23 protein-coding genes and 1 pseudogene are annotated in these 24,093 nt (G+C 61.8%); 18 read left to right on the forward strand and 6 right to left on the reverse strand.

Features of this window, described 5'->3' with window-relative positions; genetic code table 11:
- The first annotated feature begins 159 nt into the window (after positions 1-159).
- A complete protein-coding gene (locus tag ABFB52_RS00110; protein ID WP_102685871.1) occupies positions 160-1,746 on the forward strand; it encodes an ABC transporter substrate-binding protein in 1,587 nt (528 codons plus the stop codon).
- A 132-nt stretch (positions 1,747-1,878) separates the two neighbouring features.
- On the opposite strand, the gene radC is transcribed toward ABFB52_RS00110, so the two are convergent.
- Entirely contained in the window at positions 1,879-2,553 is a 675-nt protein-coding gene (gene radC, locus ABFB52_RS00115; protein WP_129973035.1) for a DNA repair protein RadC, read from the reverse strand.
- 136 nt (positions 2,554-2,689) lie between these two features.
- On the opposite strand from radC, the gene coaBC reads away from it, so the two are divergent.
- From coaBC to argB, 4 genes and pseudogenes are all read left to right on the forward strand, one after another.
- The gene (gene coaBC, locus ABFB52_RS00120; protein WP_085606127.1) at positions 2,690-3,898 is read left to right on the forward strand and encodes a bifunctional phosphopantothenoylcysteine decarboxylase/phosphopantothenate--cysteine ligase CoaBC; all 1,209 of its coding nucleotides are present in this window, start codon (positions 2,690-2,692) and stop codon (positions 3,896-3,898) included.
- 5 nt (positions 3,899-3,903) lie between these two features.
- Positions 3,904-4,359 (forward strand): dUTP diphosphatase, encoded by a 456-nt coding sequence (dut, locus tag ABFB52_RS00125; protein WP_129973036.1) that lies wholly within the window; start codon positions 3,904-3,906, stop codon positions 4,357-4,359.
- A gap of 257 nt (positions 4,360-4,616) precedes the next feature.
- Positions 4,617-5,993, forward strand: a pseudogene (locus tag ABFB52_RS00130) (phosphomannomutase/phosphoglucomutase); the annotation flags it as partial.
- Positions 5,994-6,017: 24 nt separating this feature from the next.
- Complete coding sequence (gene argB, locus ABFB52_RS00135) at positions 6,018-6,923, forward strand: acetylglutamate kinase (RefSeq protein ID WP_007954443.1); 906 nt, start codon at positions 6,018-6,020, stop codon at positions 6,921-6,923.
- 69 nt (positions 6,924-6,992) lie between these two features.
- Here argB and pyrE read toward each other — a convergent pair whose 3' ends face one another.
- Positions 6,993-7,637 carry an orotate phosphoribosyltransferase gene (gene pyrE, locus ABFB52_RS00140; RefSeq protein ID WP_007954442.1) on the reverse strand — a complete coding sequence of 215 codons (645 nt, stop codon included), beginning with the start codon at positions 7,635-7,637 and terminating at the stop codon, positions 6,993-6,995.
- An 82-nt stretch (positions 7,638-7,719) separates the two neighbouring features.
- Here pyrE and ABFB52_RS00145 point away from each other — a divergent pair, with 82 nt between their 5' ends.
- The gene (locus tag ABFB52_RS00145) at positions 7,720-8,499 is read left to right on the forward strand and encodes an exodeoxyribonuclease III (RefSeq protein ID WP_007920349.1); all 780 of its coding nucleotides are present in this window, start codon (positions 7,720-7,722) and stop codon (positions 8,497-8,499) included.
- 63 nt (positions 8,500-8,562) lie between these two features.
- On the opposite strand, the gene ABFB52_RS00150 is transcribed toward ABFB52_RS00145, so the two are convergent.
- Together ABFB52_RS00150 and rph are read right to left on the reverse strand one after the other, a co-directional pair.
- The gene (locus ABFB52_RS00150; RefSeq protein WP_007954441.1) at positions 8,563-8,931 is read right to left on the reverse strand and encodes a DUF4870 domain-containing protein; all 369 of its coding nucleotides are present in this window, start codon (positions 8,929-8,931) and stop codon (positions 8,563-8,565) included.
- Positions 8,932-8,960: 29 nt separating this feature from the next.
- Entirely contained in the window at positions 8,961-9,683 is a 723-nt protein-coding gene (gene rph / locus ABFB52_RS00155) for a ribonuclease PH (protein WP_003229494.1), read from the reverse strand.
- 267 nt (positions 9,684-9,950) lie between these two features.
- On the opposite strand from rph, the gene ABFB52_RS00160 reads away from it, so the two are divergent.
- From ABFB52_RS00160 to ABFB52_RS00185, 6 genes are all read left to right on the forward strand, one after another.
- Positions 9,951-10,814, forward strand: coding sequence for a YicC/YloC family endoribonuclease (locus ABFB52_RS00160; protein WP_007954440.1), 864 nt, complete (start codon positions 9,951-9,953; stop codon positions 10,812-10,814).
- A gap of 13 nt (positions 10,815-10,827) precedes the next feature.
- Positions 10,828-11,448, forward strand: coding sequence for a guanylate kinase (gene gmk, locus ABFB52_RS00165; protein WP_003229498.1), 621 nt, complete (start codon positions 10,828-10,830; stop codon positions 11,446-11,448).
- 168 nt (positions 11,449-11,616) lie between these two features.
- On the forward strand, positions 11,617-11,880 hold the full coding sequence (gene rpoZ / locus ABFB52_RS00170) for a DNA-directed RNA polymerase subunit omega (protein ID WP_003229503.1): 264 nt from the start codon (positions 11,617-11,619) through the stop codon (positions 11,878-11,880).
- 57 nt (positions 11,881-11,937) lie between these two features.
- Complete coding sequence (spoT, locus tag ABFB52_RS00175) at positions 11,938-14,043, forward strand: bifunctional GTP diphosphokinase/guanosine-3',5'-bis pyrophosphate 3'-pyrophosphohydrolase (RefSeq protein ID WP_007954439.1); 2,106 nt, start codon at positions 11,938-11,940, stop codon at positions 14,041-14,043.
- A 24-nt stretch (positions 14,044-14,067) separates the two neighbouring features.
- A complete protein-coding gene (locus ABFB52_RS00180) occupies positions 14,068-14,448 on the forward strand; it encodes a RidA family protein (RefSeq protein WP_003229509.1) in 381 nt (126 codons plus the stop codon).
- Positions 14,449-14,520: 72 nt separating this feature from the next.
- Complete coding sequence (locus ABFB52_RS00185) at positions 14,521-15,261, forward strand: hypothetical protein (protein ID WP_129973037.1); 741 nt, start codon at positions 14,521-14,523, stop codon at positions 15,259-15,261.
- Between the two features lie 63 nt (positions 15,262-15,324).
- On the opposite strand, the gene ABFB52_RS00190 is transcribed toward ABFB52_RS00185, so the two are convergent.
- Positions 15,325-16,182, reverse strand: a complete 858-nt coding sequence (locus ABFB52_RS00190) for an SDR family oxidoreductase (protein WP_129973038.1) — start codon at positions 16,180-16,182, stop codon at positions 15,325-15,327.
- A gap of 188 nt (positions 16,183-16,370) precedes the next feature.
- Between ABFB52_RS00190 and exbB the strand changes: the two genes are divergently transcribed.
- The 6 genes from exbB to ABFB52_RS00220 all read left to right on the forward strand — a co-directional run bounded on the left by exbB (position 16,371) and on the right by ABFB52_RS00220 (position 23,169).
- A complete protein-coding gene (exbB, locus tag ABFB52_RS00195) occupies positions 16,371-17,321 on the forward strand; it encodes a tonB-system energizer ExbB (protein ID WP_085746806.1) in 951 nt (316 codons plus the stop codon).
- 6 nt (positions 17,322-17,327) lie between these two features.
- Positions 17,328-17,756 carry a TonB system transport protein ExbD gene (exbD, locus tag ABFB52_RS00200; protein ID WP_011336565.1) on the forward strand — a complete coding sequence of 143 codons (429 nt, stop codon included), beginning with the start codon at positions 17,328-17,330 and terminating at the stop codon, positions 17,754-17,756.
- The gene (locus ABFB52_RS00205; RefSeq protein ID WP_129973039.1) at positions 17,753-18,499 is read left to right on the forward strand and encodes an energy transducer TonB; all 747 of its coding nucleotides are present in this window, start codon (positions 17,753-17,755) and stop codon (positions 18,497-18,499) included. The genes exbD and ABFB52_RS00205 overlap by 4 nt, the downstream gene beginning before the upstream one ends.
- A 175-nt stretch (positions 18,500-18,674) precedes the next feature.
- A complete protein-coding gene (locus ABFB52_RS00210; RefSeq protein ID WP_007954418.1) occupies positions 18,675-19,604 on the forward strand; it encodes a hydrogen peroxide-inducible genes activator in 930 nt (309 codons plus the stop codon).
- Positions 19,605-19,613: 9 nt separating this feature from the next.
- On the forward strand, positions 19,614-21,689 hold the full coding sequence (gene recG / locus ABFB52_RS00215; RefSeq protein WP_011336566.1) for an ATP-dependent DNA helicase RecG: 2,076 nt from the start codon (positions 19,614-19,616) through the stop codon (positions 21,687-21,689).
- 79 nt (positions 21,690-21,768) lie between these two features.
- Positions 21,769-23,169, forward strand: coding sequence for an aminoacyl-tRNA deacylase and HDOD domain-containing protein (locus ABFB52_RS00220; protein ID WP_085696810.1), 1,401 nt, complete (start codon positions 21,769-21,771; stop codon positions 23,167-23,169).
- A 114-nt stretch (positions 23,170-23,283) separates the two neighbouring features.
- On the opposite strand, the gene ABFB52_RS00225 is transcribed toward ABFB52_RS00220, so the two are convergent.
- Complete coding sequence (locus tag ABFB52_RS00225; protein WP_129973040.1) at positions 23,284-23,670, reverse strand: SCP2 sterol-binding domain-containing protein; 387 nt, start codon at positions 23,668-23,670, stop codon at positions 23,284-23,286.
- Positions 23,671-24,093: the final 423 nt, after the last annotated feature.

Here is a 24,093-nt window from a genome sequence, read left to right on the forward strand (position 1 = left end):
GCGATCGGGACTTTTCCCATCGCCTCTTCCGACAAATCCTCAGCCGCGCAGCCCCGAAAATGCAAAAAGGGGATAGTCATTTGCAATCGCGACCACTAGGGTAGACCTTTTCCAGACTGCACTTGCAGATGGGCCTTCGATCTGTAAAGGAAGCCGACCATGCGCCTCGCTGCCCTCCCCCTGCTATTCGCCCCGCTGTTACTGAGTCCACTGGCCCAGGCCGCCGCCCTGAGCGTCTGCACCGAGGCCAGCCCCGAAGGGTTCGACGTGGTGCAATACAACTCGTTGACCACCACCAACGCCTCGGCGGACGTGCTGATGAATCGCCTGGTGGACTTTGACACCGCCAGCGGCAAGGTCGTCCCTAGCCTGGCCGACAGCTGGGAAGTCAGCACTGACGGCCTTACCTACGTGTTCAAGCTGCACCCGCAGGTGAAGTTCCACAGCACCGACTACTTCAAGCCGACCCGCGAACTGACTGCCGAAGACGTCAAATTCAGCTTCGACCGCATGCTCGACCCGGCCAACCCGTGGCACAAAGTCGCCCAGAGCGGCTTCCCACACGCCCAGTCGATGCAGCTGCCGAGCCTGATCAAGAAGATCGACGCGCTGGATCCGCTGACCGTTCGTTTCACCCTCGACCACCCGGACTCGACGTTCCTCGCGACCCTGAGCATGGGTTTCGCCTCCATTTATTCTGCTGAATACGCCGACAAGCTGCTGAAGGCCGATGCCACCGACAAGCTCAACAGCCAGCCGGTCGGCACCGGTCCGTTCGTGTTCACCCGGTTCCAGAAAGACGCCTCGATCCGCTACAAGGCCAACCCGGACTACTTCCGTGGCAAGCCTGCGGTGGACCCACTGATTTTCGCCATCACTCCGGACGCCAACGTGCGCCTGCAAAAGCTGCGGCGCAACGAGTGCCAGATTGCCCTGTCGCCAAAACCGCTGGACGTACAGGCCGCGAAGCAGGAGCCGACGCTGAAAGTCGAAAAAACTGACGCGTTCATGACCGCATTCGTTGGCATCAACAGCCAGCATCCGCCGCTGGACAAACCGGAAGTGCGCCAGGCGATCAACCTCGCGTTCGACAAGGCCAACTACCTCAAGGCTGTATTCGAAGACACCGCCGAAGCCGCCAACGGTCCATATCCGCCGAACACCTGGAGCTACGCGAAGAACCTGCCGGGTTACGCCCACGACGTGAACAAGGCCAAGGCCCTGCTGGCCAAGGCCGGATTGAAGGACGGTTTCCAGACCACCATCTGGACCCGCCCGTCCGGCAGCCTGCTGAACCCGAATCCGAGCCTCGGCGCACAACTGCTGCAATCGGATCTGGCGGAAATCGGCATTCAGGCAGAAATCCGCGTGATCGAATGGGGCGAGCTGATTCGTCGCGCCAAGGCTGGCGAACATGACCTGCTGTTCATGGGCTGGGCTGGCGACAACGGCGACCCGGACAACTTCCTGACCCCGCAGTTTTCCTGCGCGGCGGTGAAGTCCGGCACCAACTTCGCCCGCTATTGCAATGCCGATCTGGACAAACTGATCAGCGCCGGCAAGACCACCAGCGAGCAAGGCGTACGCACCAAGCTCTACGAACAGGCACAGGCGCAGATCCAGCAGCAGGCGTTGTGGCTGCCGCTGGCGCATCCTACGGCGTATGCGCTGACGCGTAAGGACGTTCAGGGTTACTCGGTCTCCCCGTTCGGTCGGCAAGACTATTCCAAAGTCACCCTCAAATAACCCGCCACAACACAAAACCTGTTGGAGCTGGCTTGCCAGCGATAGCGGACTGACAGCCAACATTGTGCTGAATGTGCCGCCGTCATCGCTGGCAAGCCAGCTCCCACAGGGTTTTGCATTCTCCCCTCGGATCTACATCCAGCCACACTCCGCCATCGACAACGGCTCGCCATCGCCAACGATGAAGTGATCGAGCACCCGCACATCGACCAACTCCAAAGCCTTCTGCAAGCGCTTGGTCAATAATCGATCAGCCTGACTCGGATCGCTGTTCCCCGACGGATGGTTGTGGCACAGGATCACCGCCGCCGCGTTGTTGGCCAGCGAACGCTTCACGACTTCCCGGGGATGCACGGCGGTGTTGTCGATCGAGCCGCGAAACAGCGTCTCGAAGGTCAGCACCTGATGTTTGGAGTCGAGAAACAGGCAACCGAACACCTCGTGCGGCTCGTGGCGCAGCATGGCTTTGAGGTAATCACGTACCACCTGTGGATTCTCCAGCGCCGTTTTCTGGCGCATGCGCTCGGCCAGATGTCGCCGCCCCATCTCCAACACAGCTTGCAGTTGGGCAAACTTCGCCGGCCCCAGGCCCAATTGCTCGCTGAACGCCCCGAGATCAGCCTCCAGCAATGCACGCAGACTGCCGAACTGACTCAACAAGTGTCGCGCCAGATCCACCGCGCTTTTACCGGATACGCCAGTCCGTAGAAAAATCGCCAGCAATTCGGCATCGGAAAGACTTCCCGAGCCCTGTTCCAACAGCTTCTCCCGCGGCCTTTCCGCCGCCGGCCAATCGCGAATACTCATACACCTTCCTTGTCTGTGGGCGCCGCTGTTCCGTAGCGGTCGCTGTGATATCGTAGCCCATCTTTTTTGCGGGCGAATTCACTCTGGGGAGAGGGTTTCGCCACGTATGTCACCAACGAAATGTAAAGGCAGACCTATGCAGCGGCTGTATCGGAAACGCATCGTTCTGGGCGTCGGCGGCGGCATTGCTGCCTACAAGAGCGCCGACCTTGTGCGCCGCCTGATCGACCAGGGCGCCGAAGTGCGCGTGGTCATGACCCGCGGCGGCAGCGAATTCATCACCCCGCTGACCATGCAGGCGCTGTCCGGCCACCCGGTTCATCTGGACCTGCTCGACCCGGCCGCCGAAGCGGCGATGGGCCACATCGAACTGGCCAAATGGGCCGATCTGGTGCTGATCGCCCCGGCCACCGCCGACCTGCTGGCCCGTCTGGCCCAAGGCATCGCCAACGATCTGCTGACCACGCTGGTGCTGGCCACCGACGCCATCGTCGCGGTCGCCCCGGCCATGAACCAGGCCATGTGGCGCGACCCGGCGACCCAGGCCAACCTGCAACTCCTTGAAAGCCGTGGCCTGAAGACCTTCGGCCCGGCCTCCGGCAGCCAGGCCTGCGGCGACGTCGGCATGGGCCGCATGATGGAAGCCACCGATCTGGCCCAGCTCGCGGCGGACTGTTTCCAGCGTCAGGCGCTGACCGGCAAGCACGTGGTCATCACCGCCGGCCCGACCCAGGAAAACATCGACCCGGTGCGCTACATCACCAACCACAGCTCCGGCAAAATGGGTTTCGCCCTGGCGGAAGCGGCGGTGGAAGCCGGCGCCCGCGTCACGCTGATCAGCGGCCCGGTGCATTTGCCGACGCCGGATCGCGTCACCCGCATCGACGTGGTCAGCGCCCGCGACATGCTCGCCGCGTGTGAAGCCGCGATCCCTTGCGACATCTTCATCGCCTCGGCGGCGGTCGCGGACTACCGTCCGGAAGTCGTCGCCCCGCAAAAATTGAAGAAAGACCCTACGAGCGGCGACGGCTTCGTCCTGCAAATGGTGCGTAACCCGGACATCCTGGCCACCATCGCGACCCGTCCCGACCGTCCGTTCAGTGTCGGCTTCGCCGCCGAGACCGAACACCTGCTCGACTATGCTGCACGCAAGCTGAAGGACAAGAATCTCGATCTGATCGTCGCCAACGACGTCGCCAACCCGAGCATCGGTTTCAACAGCGAAGAAAACGCCTGCAGCGTCATCGACCGTGCGCTGCACGCCACGGTTTTCGCCCAGACCAGCAAGAGCAAGATCGCTCGCCAACTGGTCACTTTTATCGCCGAACGTCTGAACCAGGTTTAATTTACATGCACGCTTTGCAAGCCAAGATCCTCGACCCACGCATCGGTACCGAATTCCCGCTGCCGCAATACGCCACACCGGGCTCCGCCGGCCTCGACCTGCGCGCCATGCTGCAAGAGGACATCGTGATCAAACCGGGTGAAACCGTGCTGATTCCGACCGGTCTGTCGGTCTACATCGGCGATCCGAACCTCGCAGCGCTGATCCTGCCGCGCTCGGGCATGGGCCATAAGCACGGCATCGTGCTGGGCAATCTGGTCGGCCTGATCGACTCCGACTACCAGGGCCCGCTGATGGTCTCCTGCTGGAACCGTGGCCAGACCGAATTCACCATGCCGGTCGGCGAGCGCCTGGCGCAGCTGGTGCTGGTCCCGGTGGTTCAGGCGCACTTCGAAATGGTTGAAGAGTTCGTCGAAACCGAACGCGGCGCTGGCGGTTTCGGCCATTCCGGCAGCAAGTGATTGGCTTTATAGCGAGGGAGCCTGCTCCTTCGCCATAAAAATACGCAGAATCATCTGCAAGCTTTACCGCTGAAAATCAAGGCATTGACAGGCCAAAGCCACGCCGTACAAGGCGTCATGGCCCTTTCACACCACGAACTCTCTGTGAAAACCGCCGTCATACCCTTCAGTTTGAGCTTGCCGTCGAATGAATCGTCGGTGTGTCCAGCCACTTTCGAGATGGAGCATTTTCGCAGATGAGCACCCCCGCCCAAGTCGCCCCGAAGCTTCCCGACAGCATCTTCCGCGCCTACGACATTCGCGGCACCGTGCCGGAATTCCTAAATGCCGAAACCGCCTACTGGATCGGCCGCGCCATCGGCTCCCAGAGCCTGGCCCAGGGCGAGCCGAACGTGTCCGTCGGTCGTGACGGCCGCCTGTCCGGCCCGGAACTGGTTGCCGAACTGATCCGCGGTATCGCCGAAAGCGGCTGCCACGTCAGCGACGTCGGCCTGGTGCCGACCCCGGCGCTCTACTACGCCGCCAATGTGCTGGCCGGCAAATCCGGCGTGATGCTCACCGGCAGCCACAACCCGTCGAACTACAACGGCTTCAAGATCGTGATCGCCGGCGACACCCTCGCCAACGAACAGATCCAGGCCCTGCACGAGCGCCTCAAAACCGGCAACCTGAGCAGCGGCACGGGCAGCGTGACCCAGGTCGAGATCCTCGACCGCTACAACACCGAAATCGTCCAGGACATCAAACTGGCCCGGCGCCTGAAAGTCGTGGTGGATTGCGGCAACGGCGCGGCCGGCGTGATCGCCCCGCAATTGATCGAAGCGCTGAACTGCGAAGTCATCCCGCTGTTCTGCGAAGTCGACGGCAACTTCCCGAACCATCACCCGGATCCGGGCAAGCCTGAGAACCTCGTCGACCTGATCGCCAAGGTCAAGGAAACCCAAGCTGACATCGGCCTGGCCTTTGACGGTGACGGCGACCGCGTCGGTGTGGTGACCAACACCGGCACCATCGTCTTTCCGGACCGTCTGCTGATGCTGTTCGCCCGTGACGTGGTGGCGCGCAACCCGGACGCGGAAATCATCTTCGACGTCAAATGCACCCGTCGCCTGATCCCGCTGATCAAGGAATATGGCGGTCGGCCGCTAATGTGGAAGACCGGTCACTCGTTGATCAAAAAGAAAATGAAACAGTCCGGCGCACTGCTGGCCGGCGAAATGAGCGGGCACATTTTCTTCAAGGAACGCTGGTTCGGTTTCGACGACGGCATTTACAGCGCCGCACGGCTGCTGGAAATCCTCAGCAAGGAAAAATCTTCGGCCGAGGAGCTGTTCGCGACCTTCCCGAACGATATTTCCACGCCGGAAATCAATATCCATGTGACCGAAGAGAGCAAATTCAGCATCATTGATGCACTGCACGATGCGCAGTGGGGCCCAGGCGCCGACCTGACCACCATTGACGGCGTGCGGGTCGACTACGCCAAAGGCTGGGGCCTGGTGCGCGCGTCCAACACCACACCGGTGCTGGTGCTGCGCTTCGAGGCCGATGACGAGGCGGAACTGCAGCGCATCAAGGCTGTGTTCCATGCCCAACTGAAACGCGTTGCACCTGATCTCCAACTACCGTTCTGATTGCTGATTCACCCGGAGCCCTGAATGACCCTCGAACGCGATGCCGCCGCCAACACTGCCAAGGTCCTGTCCGAAGCGCTGCCTTACATCCGCCGATACGTCGGCAAGACCCTGGTGATCAAATACGGCGGCAACGCGATGGAAAGCGAGGAGCTGAAAACCGGCTTCGCCCGCGACATCGTGCTGATGAAGGCCGTGGGCATCAACCCGGTGGTCGTGCACGGCGGTGGCCCGCAGATCGGTGATCTGCTCAAACGCCTGTCGATCGAAAGCCATTTCGTCGACGGCATGCGCGTCACCGATGCCGCGACCATGGACGTGGTGGAAATGGTCCTCGGCGGTCAGGTCAACAAAAGCATCGTCAACCTGATCAACCGTCACGGCGGCAGCGCCATCGGCCTGACCGGTAAAGACGCCGGGCTGATTCGCGCGAAGAAGCTCACCGTCACCCGCCAGACCCCGGAGATGACCCAGCCGGAAATCATCGACATCGGCCATGTGGGCGAAGTGGTCGGAATCAACACCGAACTGCTGAACCTGCTGGTCAAAGGCAACTTCATCCCGGTGATCGCACCGATCGGTGTGGGTGAAAACGGCGAGTCGTACAACATCAACGCGGACCTGGTGGCCGGCAAGGTTGCTGAAGCGCTGAAAGCCGAGAAGCTGATGCTGCTGACCAACATCGCCGGCCTGATGGACAAGTCGGGCACCGTACTGACCGGCCTGAGCACCCAGCAGGTCGACGACCTGATCGCCGACGGCACCATCTACGGCGGCATGCTGCCGAAGATCCGCTGCGCGCTGGAAGCGGTACAGGGCGGCGTTGGCAGTTCGCTGATCATCGACGGTCGCGTGCCGAACGCGATCCTGCTGGAAATCTTCACCGACACCGGTGTGGGTACGCTGATCAGCAATCGCAAGCGTCCATAAGCGCTCGCGCAAACAAAAAGACCCCGCTCAGCCTGGCTGAGCGGGGTCTTTTTTTGCCTGAAGCTGCGATCAGACGCCGAACTGGGCGCGGTATGCTTCAACGGCTGGCAGGTGCTGCTTGAGCTGCGGATCGTCAGCCAGGAATTCCAGCACCTGGTTCAGCGACACGATGCTGATGACCGGGATACCGAAATCACGCTCGACTTCCTGAATCGCCGACAGCTCGCCGTTGCCGCGCTCCTGACGGTTCAGGGCGATCAGCACACCGGCGGCCTTGGCGCCGTCCTGGGAAGCGATGATCTGCATCACTTCACGGATCGCGGTGCCGGCAGTGATCACGTCGTCAATGATCAGCACTTCACCGGTCAGCGGTGCGCCGACCAGGCTGCCGCCTTCGCCGTGGGCCTTGGCTTCCTTGCGGTTGAAGCACCATGGCAGATCACGGTTGTGGTGTTCGGCCAGCGCCACGGCAGTGGTTGCCGCCAGCGGGATGCCTTTGTAGGCCGGGCCGAACAGCACGTCGAACGGAATGCCGCTCTCGGCGATGGCTGCGGCGTAGAAACGCCCCAGCTGCGCCAGCGCGGAACCCGAGTTGAACAGGCCGGCATTGAAGAAGTAAGGACTGGTGCGCCCGGACTTCAGGGTGAACTCACCGAAGCGCAAAACGCCGCGATCGATGGCAAAACGAATGAAATCGCGCTGATACGCTTGCATGAAAAAAACCCCAAATACCACGGATTTAGCTAATTAGCTTGACGCCGTGTATCATACACGCACGCGATTTTTGGGGCCATTTATGCGGATCATCAGTGTGAACGTCAATGGTATTCAGGCTGCAGTCGAGCGCGGTTTGCTCAGTTGGCTGCAGGCACAGAATGCCGACGTCATCTGCCTGCAGGACACCCGTGCCTCCGCCTTTGAACTGGACGACCCAGCCTTCCAACTGGATGGCTACTTCCTTTATGCCTGCGATGCTGAAGTCCCTGCCCAAGGCGGCGTGGCTTTGTATTCGCGGTTGCAACCGAAGGCTGTCATCAGCGGTCTCGGTTTCGAGACGGCCGACCGCTACGGGCGCTACCTGCAAGCAGATTTCGACAAAGTCAGTATTGCCACCTTGCTGCTTCCTTCGGGGATGAACGGCGATGAGGACTTGAACCAGAAGTTCAAGCTCATGGACGACTTCGGCAAGTACCTGGACAAACAGCGGCGCAAACGTCGCGAGTACATTTATTGTGGCTCGCTGTACGTCGCGCAGCAGAAGCTCGACATCAAAAACTGGCGCGACAGCCAGCAATCACCGGGCTTCCTGGCGCCGGAACGCGCCTGGATGGACGAGATTGTCGGCAACATGGGCTACGTAGATGCCCTGCGCGAAGTCAGCCGCGAAGGCGACCAGTACAGCTGGTGGCCGGACAACGAACAGGCCGAGATGCTGAATCTGGGCTGGCGCTTCGACTACCAGATCCTGACTCCAGGGCTGCGGCGCTTCGTGCGCAGCGCACGCCTGCCACGTCAGCCACGGTTCTCGCAGCATGCGCCGCTGATCGTCGACTACGACTGGACGCTGACCATCTAAGCGGCCTTTCGCAGACACAAAAAAACCGACATCACTGTCGGTTTTTTTGTGGGCGATCGTTCGTTATTTGATCAACCGCCAGGTGAACGGATAACGGTACGGGAAACCTTCGTTGGCTTTCACCCCGCCGATAATCGTCAACACCAGCGCCGCGATGGCCAGCAGGCCAAACAGCACGAACCCGATGAGCAACAGCATCAGCACGAAGCAGATCATCGAAGCGATCGCCACAGTGATCTGAAAATTCAGCGCTTCCTTGCCCTGGGCGTCGATGAACGGATCGGTCTCGCGCTTCATCTGCCACAGAACCAGCGGCCCGATCAGCGTGCCGAACGGAATCCAGATCCCCAGCAAGGCGGACAAGTGACAAAACATGGCCCATTGGCGAACCTCCTGGCTCGGTTTGGGCAGCAACTCTTGCTCATCACTCATTGCGTCCTCCTTGCGGGTTACGAACCTGCTCAGTCGGCCAGTGCAGCCTTTTGCAGTTCGAAGATTTCGTTCATGCCTTTCTTCGCCAGTTCCAGCATCGCGTTCAGCTCTTCAGGCTGGAACGGGGCGCCTTCGGCAGTGCCCTGCACTTCGATGAAACCACCGGTGCTGGTCATCACCACGTTGAGGTCGGTCTCGGCGGCGGAATCTTCAAGATAGTCCAGATCCAGCACCGGCTCGCCCTGGTACATGCCCACGGAAACGGCGCCGATCATTTGCTTGAGCGGGTCGCCGCCTTTCAGGCCGCCGCGCTTCTTGATCACTTTCAGTGCATCGACCAGCGCAACCATGGCGCCGGTGATCGACGCGGTGCGGGTACCGCCATCGGCCTGGATCACGTCGCAGTCGACGTACAGGGTGACGTCGCCCAGCTTGGACATGTCCAGCGCAGCGCGCAGGGAACGGCCGATCAGGCGCTGGATTTCCAGGGTACGACCACCCTGCTTGCCACGGCTGGCTTCACGCTGGTTACGCTCGCCAGTGGCGCGCGGCAGCATGCCGTATTCGGCGGTCAGCCAACCCTGGCCCTGGCCTTTAAGGAAACGCGGCACGCCGTTTTCGACGCTGACGGTGCAGATGACTTTGGTATCACCGAATTCGACCAGTACGGATCCCTCGGCGTGTTTGGTGTAGTTGCGGGTAATGCGGATCGAGCGGAGCTGATCGGCAGCGCGACCACTTGGACGTTTCATAGGAGATACCTGTACTGGGGACGGAAAACTGCGGAGCATTATAGAGCCGCGCACCGCGCCTGGGCACTCGTTAAAAAATCCGGCCGACGACCGAAGGCCCTGAAACGCGCTTCGCCGACGGCCTGCAGCCCTTTGTCACACCGTGTGTTTGGGCGCATCTGCCGCACTGCGCTACAATCCTGCGCCTTTGCTGCCAGTCGGCTTAAATTCATTGATATCGAGCTGCGGAGCTTCCATTCGCGCCGATCTGTATCGCGAGGTCACCCCATGGTGCACAGCATGACCGCCTTCGCCCGCGTCGAAAAAGCCGGCGTTCAGGGCACCCTGAGCTGGGAACTGCGCTCGGTCAACAGCCGCTACCTGGAACCCCACCTGCGCCTGCCGGAGTCGTTTCGCGACCTCGAAGGCGCCGTCCGCGAAGCCCTGCGCCAGGGCCTGTCGCGCGGCAAACTGGAATGCACCCTGCGTTTCACCGAGGAAAGCACCGGCAAGCCGCTGCAAGTGGATCGCGAGCGCGCCGCGCAACTGGTCGCCGCGGCCGAAACCGTTGCCGGCCTGATCAAGAACCCGGCCGCGCTGAACCCGCTGGAAGTGCTGGCCTGGCCGGGCGTACTGGTCGCCGACGCCACCGACCCGCAGGCGTTGAACGCCGAGGCGCTGGCTCTGTTCAATCAAGGCCTGAAAGACCTCAAGGCCGGCCGCGAACGCGAAGGCGCGGAGCTGGCCCGCCTGATCAACGACCGCCTGACCTCCATCGAGGAAGACGTGGTGACCCTGCGCGAACTGGTTCCGCAGATGCTCGCTACCCAGCGCCAGAAAGTCCTCGACCGTTTCGCCGACATGAAGGCCGAGATGGACCCGCAGCGTCTGGAACAGGAAATGGTCATGCTCGCACAAAAGAGCGACGTGGCCGAAGAACTGGATCGCCTGAGCACCCACATCATCGAAGTTCGCCGGGTGCTCAAGTCCGGCGGTGCCGCCGGCCGGCGCCTGGACTTCCTGATGCAGGAGCTCAACCGCGAAGCCAACACACTGGGCTCCAAGGCCTTCGACCCGCGCAGCACCCAGGCGGCGGTCAACCTCAAGGTGTTGATCGAGCAGATGCGCGAACAAGTGCAGAATATTGAGTAAGGCTACCCCCGACATGACCCACAGCACCGGCACCCTGTACATCATTTCCGCCCCTTCGGGCGCGGGCAAGAGCAGCCTGGTCAAGGCCCTGACCGACGCCAACCCGGAAATCCGCGTCTCGATTTCCCACACCACCCGCGCCATGCGCCCGGGCGAAGTGGACGGCGTGAACTATCACTTCGTAACCCGCGAAGAGTTCGTGAAGATGGGCGAGCACGGCGACTTCCTGGAACGCGCCGAAGTCTTCGGCAACTTCTACGGCACCTCGCAAAGCCGCCTGCAGCAGACCCTGGACGAAGGTCACGACCTGATTCTCGAGATCGACTGGCAAGGCGCCGAGCAAGTGCGCAAGCTGATGCCGCAGGCCCGTTCGATCTTCATTCTGCCGCCTTCGCTGCAGGCCCTGCACCAGCGCCTGACCAACCGTGGCCAGGACAGCGACGAGATCATCGACGGCCGGATGCGTGAAGCGGTCAGCGAGATGAGCCACTACGTCGAGTACGACTACCTGATCATCAACGATGATTTCGCCCACGCGCTGGACGATCTGAAAGCGATTTTCCGCGCCAATCAGCTGCAACAGAAACGCCAACAAGTGCGTTTCGGCAAATTGCTGGCGGAATTGCTGGGCTGAAACAGCACTTCCCAAAACCGCTGCAAGGGCTTTACATTGGCACTTGCAGCGCGTTGAAGAGTCTGGTCAAAAAATCAGCGCTTCCCTAATCGCTGGTGATTTTTTAAACTGTTGAGTCCGCTCGCCCAACCGGGCAGCGCGCATATTGCATTCGCTCCGAGGAATACCATGGCCCGCGTAACCGTTGAAGACTGCCTAGAACACGTGGAAAACCGCTTTGAGCTGGTCATGCTCTCTACCAAGCGTGCCCGTCAACTGGCCACCGGCGGCAAAGAGCCCCTGGTTCAGTGGGAAAACGACAAACCGACCGTAGTTGCGCTGCGTGAAATCGCTGAAGGCCTGATGAGCTACGAGTTCATCGCCGAGCAGGAAATCGTTCACGAAGACCCTGTCTTCGCTGCGTTCGAGGACGAGTCCAACGAGGCCGTCTAAGCCTATGCCTGGTCGACGTAGCACGGCGCGGGATCACAGCCTACGGCAGGAGACATCATGCCGAGCATAGACGCCCTCGCCGATCGCTTATCGACCTACCTCGGCAATGACCAGGTCAACCTGGTCCGCCGAGCGTATTTCTACGCCGAACAAGCCCACGACGGCCAACGCCGCCGTAGCGGCGAGGCGTACGTCACGCATCCTCTTGCCGTGGCCAATATTCTTGCCGACATGCACATGGACCATCAGAGCCTGATGGCCGCGATGCTGCATGACGTGATCGAAGACACCGGTATCGCCAAGGAAGCGCTGCAAGCGCAGTTCGGTGAAACCGTGGCCGAACTGGTCGACGGGGTCAGCAAACTGACCCAGATGAACTTCGAAACCAAGGCTGAAGCCCAGGCGGAAAACTTCCAGAAGATGGCCATGGCCATGGCGCGCGACATTCGCGTGATCCTGGTCAAGCTCGCCGACCGTCTGCACAACATGCGTACGCTGGAAGTGCTGTCCGGCGAAAAACGCCGACGCATCGCCAAGGAAACCCTCGAGATCTACGCCCCCATCGCCAACCGCTTGGGCATGCACGCGATCCGCATCGAATTCGAAGACCTCGGCTTCAAGGCGATGCATCCGATGCGTTCCGCGCGGATCTACCAGGCCGTCAAACGCGCCCGGGGCAACCGCAAGGAAATCGTCAACAAGATCGAAGAGTCCCTTGGCCACTGCCTCGCCATCGACGGCATCCAGGGTGAAGTCAGCGGTCGCCAGAAACACCTCTACGGCATCTACAAGAAAATGCGCGGCAAGCGTCGGGCCTTCAACGAGATCATGGACGTCTACGCGTTCCGGATCATCGTCGACAAGGTCGATACCTGCTACCGCGTGCTGGGTGCCGTACATAATTTGTACAAACCGTTGCCGGGGCGATTCAAGGATTACATCGCGATCCCCAAGGCCAACGGCTATCAGTCGCTGCACACCACGCTGTTCGGCATGCACGGTGTACCGATCGAGATCCAGATCCGCACCCGCGAAATGGAAGAGATGGCCAACAACGGCATCGCCGCCCATTGGCTGTACAAATCCAGCGGCGACGAACAGCCGAAAGGCACCCATGCCCGCGCTCGCCAGTGGGTCAAGGGCGTGCTGGAGATGCAGCAACGTGCCGGCAACTCGCTGGAATTCATCGAGAGCGTGAAGATCGACCTGTTCCCGGACGAGGTCTACGTGTTCACGCCCAAAGGCCGGATCATGGAGCTGCCCAAAGGCTCCACGGCGGTCGACTTTGCCTACGCGGTACACACCGACGTCGGCAACAGCTGCATCGCCTGCCGGATCAACCGTCGTCTCGCACCGCTGTCCGAACCGCTGCAAAGCGGCTCCACGGTCGAGATCGTCAGCGCCCCCGGCGCGCGGCCGAACCCGGCGTGGCTCAACTTCGTGGTCACCGGCAAGGCGCGCACACACATCCGCCATGCGCTGAAACTGCAGCGCCGCTCCGAATCCATCAGCCTCGGCGAACGCCTGCTGAACAAGGTGCTCAACGGCTTCGACAGCGCGCTGGAACAGATTCCGGCCGAACGCGTGAAGGCGATGCTCACCGAGTACCGCCTCGAACTGATCGAAGACCTGCTCGAAGACATCGGCCTGGGCAACCGCATGGCCTATGTCGTGGCGCGCCGCCTGCTCGGCGAAGGCGAACAACTGCCAAGCCCGGAAGGCCCGCTGGCGATTCGCGGCACCGAAGGCCTGGTCCTCAGCTACGCCAAATGCTGCACGCCGATCCCGGGCGACCCGATTGTCGGTCACCTGTCGGCGGGCAAAGGCATGGTCGTGCACCTGGACAACTGCCGCAACATCAGCGAAATCCGTCACAACCCGGAAAAATGCATCCAGCTCTCGTGGGCCAAGGATGTCACCGGCGAATTCAACGTCGAACTGCGCGTCGAGCTGGAACACCAGCGCGGCCTGATCGCCCTGCTGGCCAGCAGCGTCAACGCAGCCGACGGCAATATCGAGAAAATCAGCATGGACGAACGCGATGGCCGCATCAGCGTTGTCCAGTTGGTGGTCAGCGTCCACGACCGTGTGCACCTGGCCCGCGTGATCAAGAAACTGCGCGCCCTGACCGGGGTGATCCGCATCACCCGCATGCGTGCATAACTCAAACATTACAAGGAGTCATACATGACCAAGACCGTTATCACCAGCGACAAGGCCCCGGCCGCCATCGGTACTTACTCCCAGGCGATCAAGGCCGGTAACACCGTTTACATGTCGGGTCAGATTCCCCTCGATCCAAAAACCATGGAGCTGGTCGAAGGCTTCGAAGCCCAGACCGTCCAGGTGTTCGAGAACCTGAAAGCCGTGGCCGAAGCCGCCGGTGGTTCGTTCAAGGACATCGTCAAGCTGAACATCTTCCTCACCGACCTGAGCCACTTCGCCAAGGTCAACGAGATCATGGGCAAGTACTTCGACCAGCCGTACCCGGCGCGCGCCGCCATCGGCGTGGCAGCCCTGCCAAAGGGTTCGCAGGTTGAAATGGATGCCATTCTGGTCATCGAGTAATGCGCACGGCGCGGTCTAATACACCGCGCCGACTGCTCTGCGGTAAAGAAAAGGTTTTGAAAGGATTCCACCATGCGCAAAGCGCTTGCTCTCTCGCTGCTCGCCATTTTCCTCGGCGGTTGCGCCAGCAACCCTGCCGACCGTGACATCAGCGGTACCTGGATCAATCAGGTCGCCATCGATGCCGCTGCCAAGGGCGGCCCCCTGCGCGAAGCGCTTCAGGCTTACGGCCCGAACCTGGAGTGGGACGTCAACACCAAGGCCGGTCAGGCCCGCTACACCAACGGTTTCGAAAACGTCGAAGGTCGCCTGCTCGGCGAACAGTCCGGTGCCTGGAAAGTCGATTTCTATGGCAGCTCCGCCAGCGAGCTGAAACGTGATGGTGGTCAACTGCAACAAGCCGCCAATGAAAACGAACCGGAACAGGTCTTCGACCGCGCACAGATTCCGGTGCCGGAAGGCGCACCGATCGGCGCCAGCTTCGAACGCGCACTGTATTCCGCGTATCTGGGCGGCAACTGGACGATCACCAGCGGCCAGGGCGAAGGCGCCACCGTGCAATTCCAGGCTGACGGACAAGTCTCCGGCCTGCCGGGCGCCGACCGCTATGCGCTGTGCCTCGCAGGCGATTGCGCATCGATGAGCAGCGGCAACGACAGCATGTGGTTGCAGCAGAACGGTCAGGGCAATAACTGGATCTTTGTGCGCAAGGGCAAAGAGCTGGAAATCCTGCATGCCGTGAACACCGCGCTGGCGGACGAACAACCGCAGTTCACCCCGGGTGAACGCAAGTGGTTGCTTGAGAAGCAGTGATCGGCGCTTGAGACAAAAAAGGCGGGAGCAAGCATTTGCTCCTGCCTTTTTTACGCCCGAAGATCAGCAGCGCCCCTCAAGAATCGCGGCATAGCCCTCGCGATAACTCGGATACTTCGGCACCCAACCCAGCGCCTTCGCCCAGGCATTGCTGCAACGCTTGCTGCCGGTGCGACGCACGCTCTCGTCTTCCGACCATTCGGTGACACCCAGATACTCACGCAACCACGCCACCACCTCGGCCAGCGGCGCCGGCGCATCGTCCACGCCGATATAGATGTCATCCAGCGTCACGCCTTTGCGATCCGCCTCCAGCAAGAACGCCATCAACCCCGCCGCGTCATCGGCATGGATGCGATTGCCATACAGCGGTGGATCGACCGCCACCCGATAACCCCGACGCACCTGGGTCAGCAGCCACTCACGGCCGGGGCCGTAAATGCCGGTCAGGCGCACGATGCTCGCGGGGATGCCAGAGTTGAGCGCAACCTGCTCGGCCTCCAGCATCAATCGACCGGAATAACCCGCAGCGACAGTTTCGGATTTTTCATCGACCCATTCGCCGTTCTGCTGCCCGTAAACACTGCTGCTGGAAACGAACAGCAGCCGCTCCGGCTCCTGACCGTAATCGTTCAGCCAACCCAGCACATGCTGCAAACCCTGCACATACGCCGCGCGATAACCGGCCTCATCGTGATCAGTGGCCGCCGCGCTATACACCAGGTAATCGATAGCGCCCACCGGCCACGTCTCGGGGCAATCCTCATTGAACAAGTCACCGGCCACACCGATAACGCCGTCCGGCAAACGTGAAATATCACGGCGCAGGCCGTAGACCTGGAAGCCGGCAGCCAGCAATTGCGTGGCCAGACGGCTGCCGACATCACCGCAACCGGCGATCAAAACAGAAGGCGCGGACATCAAAAATCTCCCATCGGAAAGCGACAGACTAGCCTCGACAAGGGACGAGCGGCTAGCAATGAAGGAAAAAAAGCAACTCTATTACTTCTGTTAACAAGAATTACTTGCAATAATGCACGCCACTTTTGTTCTCGGCCTCACGAGGCCTGGAAGAGCATTACCGTTTTTCTATCTCAGGTCCGGCCAGCATGACACGCATTCAAAACTCCGCTTCGCCAACCAACCGACCTCGCGCCTGGAGCGCCGTGGCTGCCCTGCTGCTCAGCCTGATGCTGGCGCCAGTCGCCGCATTCGCTGACGCCCAGGCCCCGGCCGCGCCAGCCGCCACCGAGCAAAGCGCTCCGGCCGCCGCACCCGCGACCGACCCGGTGCAGGCCGTAGAGGCCAGCGCCGCCGACGCGCCGGAAGTCCTCGAAGCCGACAACACTCTGGGCATGGCCCACGACCTGTCGCCATGGGGCATGTACCAGAACGCCGACGTGATCGTTAAAGCCGTGATGATCGGCCTGGCCATCGCCTCGATCATCACCTGGACCATCTGGATCGCCAAGGGCTTCGAGCTGATGGGCGCCAAGCGTCGTCTGCGCGGCGAGATTGCCGCCCTGAAAAAAGCCGCCACGCTCAAAGAGGCCAGCGCCACCGCCGCGAAGGAAGGCACCCTCGCCAACCTGCTGGTACACGACGCGCTGGAAGAAATGCGCCTGTCGACCAACGCCCGCGAGAAAGAAGGCATCAAGGAACGCGTCAGCTTCCGCCTCGAGCGCCTGGTTGCCGCCTGTGGCCGCAACATGAGCAGCGGCACCGGCGTCCTCGCCACCATCGGTTCCACCGCACCGTTCGTCGGTCTGTTCGGTACCGTGTGGGGCATCATGAACAGCTTCATCGGCATCGCCAAAACCCAGACCACCAACCTTGCCGTCGTAGCACCGGGTATCGCTGAAGCGCTGCTGGCTACCGCACTGGGTCTGGTAGCCGCGATTCCTGCCGTGGTCATCTACAACGTCTTCGCCCGCTCCATCGCCGGTTACAAGGCTCAGGTGTCCGATGCGTCGGCTCAGGTGCTGCTGCTGGTCAGCCGCGACCTCGACCACCAGCCTGAGCGCAACAGCTCGCAACCGCACATGGTGAAAGTGGGGTAATCGGCCATGGGCCTGCATTTGAAAGAAGGCGCAGACGACGATCTGGCCGAGAACCACGAAATCAACGTCACGCCGTTCATCGACGTGATGCTGGTGCTGTTGATCATCTTCATGGTGGCCGCGCCGCTGGCCACCGTGGACATCAAGGTTGACCTGCCTGCCTCGACCGCCAAACCGGCGCCGCGGCCGGAGAAACCGGTGTTCCTCAGCGTGAAGGCTGACCAGCGCCTGTTCCTGGGCGATGACGAAGTGAAGGCCGAAACCCTCGGCGCCGCACTCGACGCCAAGACCCAGGGCAAGAAAGACACGACGATCTTCTTCCAGGCCGACAAAGGCGTGGATTACGGCGACCTGATGAGCGTGATGGATAACCTGCGCGCCGCCGGTTACCTGAAGGTCGGTCTGGTCGGACTCGAGAGCGCAGTCAAGAAATGATCACGACGCGCCATAAGCTGACGCGTTACAGCGGTAGCCTGGCCGTGGTGCTGGGTGTTCACGCGCTGGCCATCGCGCTGGCGCTGAACTGGACCGCCCGCCCGCCCATCGAATTGCCGCCGCAGGCAATGATGGTCGAGCTGGCACCGGTTCCGGCCCCACCACCGCCCGCACCGCCGAAAGTCGTCACGCCACCGCAGCCACCGGCTCCGGTTGAAGAACTGCCGATCCCGAAACTGGCCGAAGCGCCGAAAGCCGAGATCGCGGTGCAGAAACCGAAACCCAAGCCGAAACCCAAACCGCCGAAGCCGATCGAGAAGAAACTGCCCGATCCGCCGAAGGAGAAACCGTCCGAAGAGAAGCCGGCCGATACCCAGCCGACTCAGGCCCCGACGGAGAAATCAGTCCAGCCTGCACCGGGCCCGTCGCCTGCACAATTGGCCGCCAAGGCCAGCTGGCAAGGTACCCTGCTCGCGCATCTGGCCAAGTACAAGAAGTACCCGGCCAGCGCTCAGGCACGGGGCAAGGAAGGCTTGAACCGGTTGCGTTTCGTGGTTGATGGCGAAGGCAACGTGCTGTCGTTCGAACTGGTGGGCCGCTCCGGCAACGCCGATCTGGACCGGGCCACCCTGGAAATGATCCGCCGCGCCCAACCGCTGCCCAAGCCGCCGGCCGACATGCTGACCAATGGCGCGATCGAAATCGTTGCGCCGTTTGTGTACTCGCTGGAACGCCGCCGCTGATCCGCACTCGCGGATCCCGGCCTGATCCAGCCCAGAAGGCACCGAAAGGTGCCTTTTGCTTATCCATCCACGGCAAACCGGCATTGCCCGGTGTCGCATTCATCACTCAGTCTGATAACGTGCGTCTATCGATTGCAGCCGGTATGCTTGGCCCGCATCTTCATGGACGCTTGCTATGACTCTCACAGAATTACGCTACATCGTTACCCTCGCCCAAGAGCAGCATTTCGGCCACGCGGCCGAGCGTTGCCACGTCAGCCAGCCGACCCTGTCGGTGGGCGTGAAAAAGCTTGAAGACGAACTCGGTGTGCTGATTTTCGAGCGCAGCAAAAGCGCCGTACGCCTGACACCCGTCGGCGAAGGTATCGTCGCCCAGGCGCAGAAAGTGCTGGAGCAGGCCCAAGGCATTCGCGAACTGGCCCAGGCCGGCAAGAACCAGTTGACCGCCCCGCTGAAAGTCGGCGCGATCTACACCGTCGGCCCGTACCTGTTCCCGCACCTGATTCCGCAACTGCACCGGGTCGCCCCGCAGATGCCGTTGTACATCGAAGAAAACTTCACCCACGTGCTGCGCGACAAATTGCGCAACGGCGAACTGGACGCGATCATCATCGCCCTGCCGTTCAACGAAGCCGACGTGCTGACCCTGCAACTCTACGACGAGCCGTTCTACGTCCTGATGCCGGCCCAGCACCCGTGGACCCAGAAAGAATCCATCGACGCCGCGCTGCTCAACGACAAGAGCCTGTTGCTGCTTGGTGAAGGCCACTGCTTCCGCGATCAAGTGCTGGAAGCCTGCCCGACCCTGACCAAGGGCAACGACGGCGCCAAGCACACCACGGTCGAATCCAGCTCGCTGGAAACCATCCGCCACATGGTCGCGTCCGGCCTGGGCATCTCGATCCTGCCGCTGTCGGCAGTGGACAGCCATCACTACGCCCCGGGCGTGATCGAAGTGCGCCCGCTGTCGGCACCGGTGCCGTTCCGCACCGTGGCCATCGCCTGGCGCGCCAGCTTCCCACGGCCGAAAGCCATCGAGATCCTCGCCGACTCCATTCGCCTGTGCTCGGTCGCCAAGCCTGCCGCGCCGGTTACGGCCGGTTAAGCCAGCGTCATGACGGAGCTGTCGCAGGTGTCGGTCACCGCACTCAAGGGTGTCGGTGAAGCCATGGCCGAGAAACTGGCCAAGGTCGGCCTGGAAAACCTTCAGGACGTGCTGTTCCACCTGCCGCTGCGTTATCAGGATCGCACCCGCGTGGTGCCGATCGGCGCGTTGCGGCCGGGGCAGGACGCCGTGGTCGAAGGCACCGTCAGCGGCGCCGACGTGGTCATGGGCCGACGCCGCAGCCTCGTCGTGCGCTTGCAGGACGGCACCGGCGGACTGAGCCTGCGCTTCTATCACTTCAGCAACGCGCAGAAAGAAGGCCTAAAGCGCGGCACGCGGATTCGCTGCTACGGCGAAGCCCGGCCCGGCGCCTCGGGGCTGGAGATCTACCACCCGGAATACCGCGCCATCAACGGCGACGAACCGCCGCCGGTGGATGAAACCCTGACCCCGGTCTACCCGCTGACCGAAGGCCTGACCCAGGCGCGTCTGCGTCAGTTGTGCATGCAGACCCTGACCCTGCTCAAACCGGCCACCCTGCCCGACTGGCTGCCGACCGAACTGGCCCGCGACTATCAACTGGCGCCACTGGCCGACGCGATCCGCTACCTGCACAACCCGCCCGCCGATGCCGACGTCGACGAACTCGCCCTCGGTCATCACTGGGCCCAGCATCGCCTCGCTTTCGAAGAACTGCTGACTCACCAGCTATCGCAGCAACGCCTGCGAGAAAGTATGCGTTCCCTGCGTGCACCGGCGATGCCGAAAGCCACCAAGCTGCCGGCGAAATACCTGGCCAACCTCGGCTTCAACCCGACCGGCGCGCAACAGCGGGTCGGCAACGAAATCGCCTACGACCTCAGTCAGCACGAACCGATGCTGCGACTGATTCAGGGCGACGTCGGTGCGGGCAAAACCGTGGTCGCCGCCCTCGCTGCGCTGCAAGCGCTTGAGGCGGGTTATCAGGTCGCCCTGATGGCGCCGACCGAGATCCTCGCCGAGCAGCACTTCATCACCTTCAAACGCTGGCTCGAACCGCTTGGCATCGACGTGGCGTGGCTGGCCGGCAAGCTTAAGGGCAAGAACCGCGTCGCCGCGCTGGAGCAGATCGCCAGCGGCACGCCGATGGTGGTCGGCACCCACGCGCTGTTCCAGGACGAAGTGCAGTTCAAGAACCTCGCGCTGGTGATCATCGACGAACAACACCGCTTCGGCGTGCAGCAGCGTCTGGCGTTGCGGCAGAAAGGCGTCGGCGGGCGCATGTGCCCGCATCAACTGATCATGACTGCCACGCCGATTCCGCGGACGCTGGCGATGAGCGCCTACGCCGACCTCGACACCTCGATCCTCGACGAACTGCCGCCCGGCCGAACTCCGGTCAACACCGTGCTGGTCACCGACACCCGCCGCGTCGAAGTCATCGAGCGGGTGCGCAGCGCCTGCGCCGAGGGCCGTCAGGCCTATTGGGTGTGCACGCTGATCGAAGAGTCCGAAGAGCTGACCTGCCAGGCCGCCGAAACCACGTTTGAAGACCTGACCGCCGCCCTCGGCGAGCTGAAGGTCGGGCTGATCCACGGCCGCATGAAACCCGCCGAGAAAGCCGCCGTCATGGCCGAATTCAAGGCCGGCAACCTGCAACTGCTGGTCGCCACCACCGTGATCGAAGTCGGCGTGGACGTACCCAACGCCAGCCTGATGATCATCGAAAACCCCGAGCGCCTGGGCCTTGCGCAACTGCACCAGTTGCGCGGTCGCGTCGGCCGGGGCAGCGCCGTCAGCCATTGCGTGCTGCTCTACCATCCGCCGCTGTCGCAGATCGGCCGCCAGCGCCTGGGCATCATGCGCGAGACCAACGACGGTTTCGTCATCGCCGAAAAAGACCTTGAACTGCGCGGCCCCGGCGAAATGCTCGGCACCCGCCAGACCGGTCTGCTGCAATTCAAGGTCGCCGACCTGATGCGCGACGCCGATCTGCTGCCCGCCGTGCGCGATGCCGCCCAGGCCTTGCTCGAACGCTGGCCTACCCACGTCAGCCCGTTGCTCGACCGCTGGCTGCGACACGGGCAGCAATACGGCCAAGTGTGAGCACCGTCGCAGTTTCTGACAGCTCGTTCCAACCAAGCTGGTTATACTCCTGCAATTGTTTCAAAAACGGATACAGACCATGACCGAAGCTGCTCTCGCCCCCGAATCACCGCACGCTCCGTCTGTTATTCGGCTGCTGCTCAACAAGCTGGGCGTCGCCTACGAAGAAGTGCTCGACCACCACGGCCTCAATGCCTCGCGCAAAGTGCAGGCCGTGTTGCTGGACGACGCGGTCGGTGCGCTGATGGTGCTGTTTCCACAGAGCCAGTTGCTGGATCTCAACCGCCTCGCCGAACTGACTGGCCGTCGCCTGACCGCCGTGTCCACCGAGCGCCTGGAAAAGATGCTCGGCAAACACAGCCTGAGCCTGCTGCCGGGCCTGCCGGCGCTGACCAGTTCGCCGTGCCTCTACGAAGAAAGCCTGCTGCGCGAGCCGAAGTTGCTGATCAACTCCGGCGAGCCGGGCCTGCTGCTGGAAATCGCCAGCGAAGACTTCAAGACCATGCTGACCAAGGCAAGCGCCGCCAACTTCGGCGAAGCCCTGAGCAGCATCCGCCCGAACCTCGACCGCCCGGACGATGACCGCGAGGAAATCACCCAGGCCGTGCAGGCGTTCACCGCGCGGCGCATCCAGCAGCGTCTGGAAGCGACCATCGAGATTCCGCCGCTGGCCGAAACCGCACAAAAAATCATCAAGCTGCGCGTCGACCCCAACGCCACCATCGACGACATCACCGGCGTGGTCGAAACCGACCCGGCGCTGGCCGCGCAAGTGGTGAGCTGGGCGGCGTCGCCGTACTACGCCTCGCCGGGCAAGATCCGTTCGGTGGAAGACGCGATCGTCCGCGTATTGGGCTTCGATCTTGTGATCAACCTGGCGTTGGGCCTGGCCCTCGGCAAGACCCTGAGCCTGCCGAAAGATCATCCGCAACACACCACGCCGTACTGGCAGCAATCGATCTACACCGCCGCCGTCATCGAAGGCCTGACCCGCGCCATGCCGCGTGCCCAGCGCCCGGAATCCGGCCTGACCTACCTCGCCGGCCTGCTGCACAACTTCGGCTACCTGCTGCTGGCCCACGTGTTCCCGCCGCACTTCTCGCTGATCTGCCGCCACCTGGAGGTCAACCCGCACCTGTGCCACAGCTATGTCGAGCAACACCTGCTGGGCATCAGCCGCGAACAGATCGGCTCCTGGCTGATGCGCTACTGGGACATGCCGGACGAACTGGCCACCGCCCTGCGCTTCCAGCACGACCCGAACTACGACGGCGCCTACGCCGAATACCCGAACCTCGTCTGCCTGGCCGTGCGCCTGCTGCGCAGTCGCGGCATCGGCTCCGGGCCGGATGAAGACATTCCGGATGCGCTGCTGGAGCGTGTTGGCCTGACTCGCGATAAGGCCAATGATGTGGTCAGCAAAGTGCTTGAGGCTGAAGTGCTGCTGCGGGAACTGGCTTCGCAGTTCAGCCAGGCCTGATTTGCGCTCATAAAAAAGGCCCCACACTCAACCGAGTGTGGGGCCTTTGTATTTGATCGTTCCCGCGCTCTGGAATGCAGCCGTGACGCTCCGCTTCACAGCCTCACCCCAGACTCAAGCAGCCTTCGGCTTGGCCTTCCTCGGCTTCAAATACTTCATCAACCCCTGAAACCACATCACCAGCGCCGGATTGCCCTTGAGCTGGATCGACTTGTCCTGAATCCCCTGCATGAACGCCAACTGCTTGTTCTTCGCCTGCATCGTGGCAAACCCGAACGCCGCATCCTTGAAGGCAATCGCAAACGCCGGCTCCGCCACCACCCCGGACTTGCTGGTAATGCGCTGATCCTTTACCACGAAATGCCGCGCCACTTTCCCGTCCAGAGTCTGTAGCTGAAACACCAGATCCTTGTCACCCAACTGCTGCTGGAACGCAGGATTTGTCCGACTGGCCTTACCCATCAATAGACCCATCATCCACAGAAGAAAACGAAATTTCATGCGCACAGCCTCAAAAGGAAAGTGAACGGCTGGGGGAGTGTAAGGGATTCGGACGGATTCGCCACTATCCAAGACTGATAGAAGACGATGCAGCGCTTTTCCTGCCAGATGACTACCAAGTCACGATTTCCAACCCCTGAACCCGATCGTTCCCACGTTCTGCGTGGGAATGCATCCCGTGACGCTCCGCGTCACACCATCCCCCCGTCCTACACCTGAAGAAACACATTCCTGTAGGAGCTGCCGATAGCAGTGATTTCTTGTTCCTCTACCCCGCAAATCCTTGGGAAATGTCCTTCAAACTGCGGCGCTGTCCGTGAACTAGGCGTGCTCGGAGTTCATCGATAACCTCTTTCCGTCACCGCAAAATCGGTGACCGGATGTGCAAGTCCGAAAACCGGAGCAAATCTTTCCAACTCAAAA

Source organism: Pseudomonas sp. 9.2(2024) (genome assembly GCF_039695385.1).
Classification (GTDB): Bacteria; Pseudomonadota; Gammaproteobacteria; order Pseudomonadales; family Pseudomonadaceae; genus Aquipseudomonas; species Aquipseudomonas paraglycinae.